A 7,011-nucleotide genomic window follows, 5' to 3' on the forward strand; every position below is an offset into this window, starting at 1 on the left:
GGAATGTCACTTCTGCCATAACTGATACATTTAGGGTTACACTATACAAAGGTAACTTCAGCTTGACTATTTACATTCTCTTTGGCGTGATTTTTTTATCTCATGGGAATTTCATAATATAAATTCATATATTTACATTCTGTAAAGTTACCGAAAAAGAACATCATAAAGAATTAACATATATAAGAAATTCTAACTAAAATGAACAACAGAATCACAGAACTTTTCGGCATAAAATATCCTATCATTTCAGGAGGTATGGTTTGGTGCAGTGGATGGGAACTTGCATCGGCAGTAAGCAATGCTGGAGGACTTGGACTTATAGGTGCAGGCTCAATGTATCCTGAAATTTTGAGAGAGCATATCCAGAAATGCAAGGCTGCAACCGATAAGCCTTTCGGAGTAAACATTCCATTGATTTCAAAATATTCGGAAGAGCTTATAAAGGTTGTGATAGAAGAAAAAGTCCCGATAGTTTTCACTTCTGCCGGAAACCCTAAAACTTGGACTGGCATACTGCACGAAAACAAAATTAAAGTCGCTCACGTAGTAGCAAGCACCAGATTTGCACTTAAATGCCAGGAAGCTGGAGTAGATGCCGTAGTGGCAGAAGGTTTCGAGGCAGGAGGACATAACGGAAAGGAAGAAACCACAACAATGGTTCTGATACCTCAAATCAGAAAACATTTGGACATTCCTTTGATAGCGGCTGGAGGTATCGCAACTGGAGAAGCCATGCTCGCCGCATTCGCTTTAGGTGCAGAAGGCGTACAAGTAGGAACACGGTTTGCCATAACAAAAGAAAGTTCGGCTAATGAGAGTTTCAAAAAATTGTGCACAGAACTGAATGAGGGAGATACTATGCTGGCCTTGAAAAAACTTGTACCTACACGATTGATAAAAAACGATTTCTACCGTGATGTAGAAGCTGCAGAGAACCGTGGAGCCTCAGCCGAAGAACTGTCAGAAATTTTAGGCAAAGGAAGAGCCATGAAAGGTATATTCGAGGGTGATTTATCAGCAGGTGAACTTGAAATTGGCCAGGTGTCGTGTCTGATAAACGACATTCCTTCTGCTGAAGAAGTTATACAGAGTATGATAAATGAATACAATGAAGGCATAAAGCATCTTTCATTAATATAAAGAAATGACTTTCTGTTTGCAAGTAAGTAGAGTATAAAAAAGCAGAACTACTCACCTGCAGACAGAAAGTCACATAACAAAAAACTTTATCTAACTACTATTTCATCGGTAAACAGTACCCCACCAAACTTATCGCTAGCCAATGCCTGATAACGTACATATCTGCCATTAGCTGTTCCTGTCCAGCCGAAGTTCTTGAAAGAGACCTCATCGTCTCTCACAACTTCATGATCAATTTCAAACAATACGGTAAAGTTCTCACCGTCTGAAGATACAGAAATTATAACCTTGGCAGGCATGAATACTTCCGGACCGCAAATCTGCATAAAGTCGGCCGCTACCGAATGTATTTCTGTATCTTTTTCCAAATCAATCACAACATCTACCCTATTCTTTGTTACAAATCCTTGCCATAATTGGTCATTATAATTCCAGCCTCCACGAAGACCGTCAGTAAGGGTCGACTCCCCATTCGCAGGATAGTTTTCCCAATAAGGAGCATTATATTTTACTTTCTTACCTAAAGCAAGATGTTCTACAGGAGCCTGAGCCTCTTTACGGTTACCTATCTCATTTTTCAGATCGAATGGATTATAACCTTTCTGTTTGAGTTCATCAACTATCTTTAAGGCACGTGTATGGAAATCATCCCAAGAACGATTTTCCTGTTTGGACCATGCAACTTCCGCCAAAGCTATCATTCGCGGATAAAGCATATATTCCACATGTTCTTCAGTAGGCACATACTCTGTCCATAGATTGGCCTGAACACCATATATAAGTTCTTTTTCAGAAGCTGAAAGAGAATCAGGCACAGGGTTATAGCTATAAACCTTACTCAACGGAAGATATCCACCAATAGCTTCAGGCTGTGAATACGGTGCATCCTGATAACCGTCAAGATAGCAATACTGTCCGGGGGACATAATTGTTTTCTGACCTGCCTTAACAGCTTTTAGTCCACCCTCTGTTCCTCTCCATGACATTACCGTTGCATTCGGAGCAAGTCCTCCTTCAAGAATTTCATCCCATCCCAAAAGGTTACGTCCATGACTGTTCAAAAATTTCTCCATACGATGTATCATATAACTCTGAAGTTCATTCACATCCTTCAGCCCTTCCTTTTTCATACGGGCCTGACATAGCTTACATGTTTTCCAGGACGCTTTTCCAGCCTCATCACCACCAATATGGATATACTCGGAAGGAAATATTTCCATCACTTCGAGAAGTACATTTTCCAGAAACTCGAAAACTTTCTCATTACCTACACAGAAATCAGCCTGCTTGTATGGAACATGTGTGCACGACAGTTCAGGATATGCAGTAAGCACCTCTTCCGAATGTGCAGGCATCTCTATTTCCGGAATAATAGTAATATATTTCTGAGCCGCATATTCCACAAGTTCACGCATTTCATCCTGAGTATAAAATCCTCCCTGTGCTCTAGGGTCTGATTGTTCACAATATTTTCTGTCACCGTTCCACCACTCTTTCCATACAGCCTGTGGACGCCATGCAGCAAACTCTGTAAGACGTGGGTATTTCTTTATTTCAAGTCTCCAGCCGGCAGCATCCGTGAGATGCAGATGAAGACGGTTTATCTTGTAATATGCAAGAAGATCAATCTGCTTCTTTACAAACTCTTTACCATAGAAATGACGTGAGACATCAAGCATCATACCTCTATACTGAAAACGTGGTTCATCCTTTATCTCTATAAAAGGGATATCCGAAGACTCAGCTGCCATTTGCAATAGTGTCTGAACACCATAGAACAATCCGGCTCCGGACAAAGCTTCAATTTTCACTCCTTTTCTATCGACTGAAAGTCTATAACCTTCGGAAGAAGTCATACCATCCAGCGATGGAACTACTTTCAATACAATACGATTATCACCACCTTCTATATCAGATGATTTTATATTCAAAGGTGAAGCAAGAAGATAAGAAGTAAGATTACTCTTGTCAATCTCCGGAGCATCAACTGTAAATGTAGTAGAAGAATTAAGCTTGAATACTCCATTATGCCATTTTACTTCAGAAGAAACCGGAGTTACCGACAACTTCCCTTCAACGACTTTCTCCGCACATGACATCTGATTCATCAACATAAGTACTGCCAAAGCAGAGAAGCAAATAAATGAGATTTTTTTCTTTAGATTCATATAAGTTAGTTTAGGTATTTTTCTAATCAAAAAAATGAGGTAAAGAATGCTACATAACAAACTACCACTCTTTACCCCATAATAAAATGAATAATGTTATTCTATTGTAAGTTCATCTACAAACAAGAAACCAGGATTTCCCTTTCCACCATGCCATGAAGGTATGCTGTGTTCTGCCAATGCCTTAACCCTGACGTAACGGGTCTTGACAGGAGAGAATTTTAGATGATGAACATAAATCTTATTCGCATCAGTTTCCTTCATTGCCGGATAAGATTCTGAATACACTTCCTTGAAAGTCTTGTTGTCATCCGAAACAGAGACAGTAATACCTCTTGTATCAAAAATCCAGTCACCTTTTTCAACGAGTGTACGTATCCTTAATGAGGATATTTCCGTAACATCCTTCAAATCAATTACAGCTTCCAAATCATTCTTATAAAATCCCAGCCAACGGCCTGTCTTATAATTCATATTGCCGGTCATACCATCAACCAATACAGTTTCACCTGTGAACTTATACTGCTTGTTAATAGGCTGAAGCATTGTTATAGGTTTCATTGATGATTTGCTGAAAGTAATAGTATCTGTAGTGACATGAGATTTTCCGTTAGGACGTATAGCAACTGTTCTCAATACACAAGGCTTGTTTATTTTCACCACATCAGTGTAAAGCTGAGACTGCTCTGTAGGCTCAGTTCCATCCAAAGTATAATAAACAGGAGCATTATCCAATGTACGTACTGATGCATCAAGCGTACCACTTTCCATATCAGGAGTAAGAGTCAGCATCACATCGAATATATGCTTTGCATAATTCCATCCATTAAGTTCATAAATATCAACAAGTCTCACAAGTCTCTTAAGGAACTCATCATAATTTTTCTTTTCAGGAGCACACCATTGAGACTCGCAAAGTGCAGCCATACGGGGAAGTACCATATATTCGGCCTGACTGAAAACAGGAATATATTCTGTCCAAAGATTAGCCTGTACTCCAATGATATATTTCTGTTCCTCAGGAGTAAGTGAAGAAGGCATAGGTTCATAGCTGTAAACACGCTCCATCGGAAGGTATCCACCTATAGCCAAAGGCTCAGTGTCTGTATCTTTAGACTGATAATAGTCAAAATACAAATATGTATTAGGAGTCATGATAACATTATGTTTCTGTTTGGCAGCTTCAATACCACCACCTTCGCCGCGCCATGACATTACTGTAGCGTTAGGAGCTAGACCACCTTCAAGAGTTTCGTCCCAACCAATCATCTGACGGCCTTTTGAATTCAAGAATTCTTCAGCTTCATGTATGACATAACTCTGCAAGCGCTCTTCTTTTGTATGCTTTTTATCTGTCTTCAGTCCTAAAGCCTTAATTCTTGCCTGACATTTAGGACATTTTGCCCACTGTATCTTAGGACATTCATCACCACCTACATGTATATATTCAGAAGGGAATATCTCAATGATTTCAGCCAATACATCCTTTATAAACTCTATAGTCTTGTCATTTCCGGCACAAAGAACATTGTCCGAAACTCCCCATTGTGTCCACACTTCGTATGGTCCTCCAGTACATCCCAGTTCAGGATATGCAGCCAACGCTCCAAGCATATGACCTGGAAGATCTATTTCAGGAATTACTGTGATATATCTCTTTGCTGCATAGTCCACAATCTCCTTTGCCTGCTCCTGAGTATAGAAACCTCCGTATGGTTTTCCATCATATTTACCTGAATTACGTCCAATAACAGTTTCTTTACGGTAGGCACCAACCTCAGTAAGTTTTGGATATTTCTTTATTTCTATACGCCATCCCTGATCTTCGGACAAATGCCAGTGGAAACGGTTGATATTATGAAGTGCCAGAATATCAATATAAGTCTTTATTTCATCCATCGTAAAGAAATGGCGACCAACATCCAGCATCATTCCACGATAACTGAACCTTGGTTTATCTACAATGTCAACGGCAGGAAGTTCTATTGCAGATGCTTTATTTACAGAAACTGATTTACGCAAAGTCTGTATTCCGTAGAATACACCGGCCTCTGTCGGCGCACTTATCACGACATTATCTCCTGTAACTTTCAACTGATAAGCTTCAGGATTTGCATTATCCAAGCCAAGTTGAAGAGATATTCCTCCACTCTTTCCCTCACCTTCCTGAGTTTTAAGTTCTATACCTGTCTGTTCCCTGATATATGAAGCCAAGAATTCCGCATTCCGCTTCATCTTCTCATTTCCGGCGGTATAATAAATACTGACACCATTCTTAAGTAAAAAAGGAGACTGCTGAACAGCAGAAATTTCCAGAGGTATTGGTACTACTTGATAGTCAGCTTTTGCTGTTTCTCCGGACGTGCAAGATGAGAATATCACACCAGCAAACGTCAATCCCAGTAAACTGGTTTTAATGATTGATTTCATGTTGATTATATTTAAGTTGGTAAAAAATGTCTTTCAGAATATAGATAAATTGCGTAATCGAAATAAAAGTAGTAAAAACTTTCTGAAAGTCCATATTTTAGAACGTATTTTATAAAATACGATTTTAATCAAAAATTATTTTAAGAAATTTTCAATATATGAACTCTCCAAAACTTAACATTACAATGCCCTGCCGTTTATTAAATTAAACAGCATACTCATTATCATCTAATGATTACATTTTGCTCAAATCATTATATTCTGAAACACATTACCACTATGCCTCTCTCTCTTTACTCCTGAATTGAGTAGGCGTCATACCAATATACTGTTTGAATATTGTACTGAAATACTTAGAAGAAGTAAATCCGGACATCTCAGATATTTCGGTAAAACTAAGGTCTGTTGATTTTATAAGATTCATTGCATATTCCAGCCTAATTCTATTTATATACTCACTACCACTTACATCTGTCACTGATTTCAATTTATTATAGAAAGAGGTTCTGCTCATTCCTATAGATGAGCTTATTAGGTTTATATCAGGATCCGGATTACTGATATTCTCTTTTATAACCTCATTAAGTTTCTTTATAAATATTTCATCGGCATTGCCCAAGTTCTTGTTTTCCATTTCAGGAACTGCAGAAAAATTCATATAAAACTGTTTTGTCTGTTTTCTGTTTCTAAGCAACCCCTTAATCACTTCTAACAGAGTCTCGATATCGAAAGGTTTGGAAATATATGTATCAGCACCAACTTCATATCCTCTTTTCTTACTATGTTCATCATCCCTTGCAGTAAGTAAGATTACCGGTATATGGCACATATCTTTGTTTTTCTTTATCCTACTACATAATTCATATCCATCCATTTCAGGCATCATGACATCGCTGACTATTATACTAGGCATATTTCGTGATATAACATTTAAAGCCTCAACACCATTAGAAGCTGTAAGTATGGTTTTAAACTTACCATTCAACATCAAGGCAGAGAAAAAACTTTTGGAGGAACATAGTAAAAAGTTAGCCAAACACCTTCAAAAGAATGAAGGTATTTGGCTATCAAGTTTTTGGACGAAAATTATGATGTCCTTTTTTATATTTTACACTATTCTACTTAGTAAGTGATCTAAAATATTTTTATATTCAGCATAAATTATTAATATTGTCTCATGATATTTTAGAAATTGAATCATGAAACATATAAAAGTGCTTGAATTGAGTGAGGCTGATCGCCTCAAACTTGAGAAAGGGTATCATAATGG

4 protein-coding genes are annotated in these 7,011 nt (G+C 38.0%); 1 reads left to right on the plus strand and 3 read right to left on the minus strand.

The genetic code is table 11. From position 1 onward, the window contains the following. Window positions 1–201: 201 nt before the first annotated feature. Window positions 202–1,143 (plus strand): NAD(P)H-dependent flavin oxidoreductase, encoded by a 942-nt coding sequence (locus OCV82_RS14975; protein ID WP_154045166.1) that lies wholly within the window; start codon window positions 202–204, stop codon window positions 1,141–1,143. A gap of 86 nt (window positions 1,144–1,229) precedes the next feature. On the opposite strand, the gene OCV82_RS14980 is transcribed toward OCV82_RS14975, so the two are convergent. The 3 genes from OCV82_RS14980 to OCV82_RS14990 all read right to left on the minus strand — a co-directional run bounded on the left by OCV82_RS14980 (window position 1,230) and on the right by OCV82_RS14990 (window position 6,729). Further along, window positions 1,230–3,311 (minus strand): glycoside hydrolase family 20 protein, encoded by a 2,082-nt coding sequence (locus OCV82_RS14980; RefSeq protein WP_154045168.1) that lies wholly within the window; start codon window positions 3,309–3,311, stop codon window positions 1,230–1,232. Between the two features lie 96 nt (window positions 3,312–3,407). After that, window positions 3,408–5,741 carry a glycoside hydrolase family 20 protein gene (locus OCV82_RS14985; RefSeq protein WP_154045170.1) on the minus strand — a complete coding sequence of 778 codons (2,334 nt, stop codon included), beginning with the start codon at window positions 5,739–5,741 and terminating at the stop codon, window positions 3,408–3,410. 277 nt (window positions 5,742–6,018) lie between these two features. After that, window positions 6,019–6,729 carry a response regulator transcription factor gene (locus OCV82_RS14990; protein ID WP_154045172.1) on the minus strand — a complete coding sequence of 237 codons (711 nt, stop codon included), beginning with the start codon at window positions 6,727–6,729 and terminating at the stop codon, window positions 6,019–6,021. Window positions 6,730–7,011 lie beyond the last annotated feature (282 nt).

Origin of the sequence: Bacteroides cellulolyticus (genome assembly GCF_025567135.1) — a bacterium.
Lineage (GTDB): Bacteria > Bacteroidota > Bacteroidia > Bacteroidales > Bacteroidaceae > Phocaeicola > Phocaeicola cellulolyticus.

Excerpts from the sequence above, each read along its gene's own strand:
- OCV82_RS14975 (WP_154045166.1), top strand. The coding sequence starts at position 202 with ATGAACAACAGAATCACAGAACTTTTCGGCATAAAATATCCTATCATT.
- OCV82_RS14980 (WP_154045168.1), bottom strand. The coding sequence starts at position 3,311 with ATGAATCTAAAGAAAAAAATCTCATTTATTTGCTTCTCTGCTTTGGCA.
- OCV82_RS14985 (WP_154045170.1), bottom strand. The coding sequence starts at position 5,741 with ATGAAATCAATCATTAAAACCAGTTTACTGGGATTGACGTTTGCTGGT.
- OCV82_RS14990 (WP_154045172.1), bottom strand. The coding sequence starts at position 6,729 with ATGTTGAATGGTAAGTTTAAAACCATACTTACAGCTTCTAATGGTGTT.